The organism is Microcystis sp. T1-4 (assembly GCF_000297435.1).
GTDB lineage: Bacteria > Cyanobacteriota > Cyanobacteriia > Cyanobacteriales > Microcystaceae > Microcystis.
The window spans coordinates 1-697 of record NZ_CAIP01000321.1; the positions used below are offsets into that span (position 1 = coordinate 1).

At 38.3% G+C, this 697-nt stretch carries 1 pseudogene; it reads left to right on the forward strand.

The window, feature by feature from the left end:
- Positions 1-697: pseudogene (locus MICAI_RS16695) on the forward strand (RNA-guided endonuclease InsQ/TnpB family protein); the annotation flags it as partial.

The following is a 697-nucleotide window of genomic DNA, read 5'->3' on the forward strand; positions in this document are numbered from 1 at the left end:
GGGAAAAAGCCTATTCGTTTCGATTTTACCCCACACCAAAACAAGAGTCGCTATTGCGGCGCACTTTGGGCTGTGTAAGATTAGTTTACAACAAAGCTCTCCACGAACGAACACAAGCTTGGTATGAAAGACAAGAAAGAGTAGGCTACGCTCAAACTTCTTCAATGCTAACCGATTGGAAAAAACAAGAAGAATTAGACTTTTTAAACGAAGTTAGCTGTGTACCCTTACAACAAGGTTTAAGACATTTACAAACAGCTTTGACCAATTTCTTTGCCGGTCGTACTAAGTATCCTAACTTTAAGAAAAAACATCAGTGAGGAAGTGCCGAATTTACCAAATCTGCTTTTAAGTTCAAAGACAAACAAATCTATTTAGCTAAATGCACAGAACCTCTACCTATTCGATGGTCAAGACAAATACCAGAAAGCTGTGAACCAAGCACAGTAACAGTCAGATTACATCCCTCAGGACGTTGGCATATTTCAATTAGATTTGATGACCCAACGATTAAGCCTTTACCAGTAACAGATAAAGCCATCGGAATTGACTTAGGAATTAGTAGCCTAGTAATTACCAGCAATGGCGATAAAGTATCTAATCCTAAGCATTTTAAAAAGCATTATCGGAGACTGCGAAAAGCACAAAAAAGCCTTTCTAGAAAACAGAAAGGCTCAAAGAATCGAGAAAAGGCAAA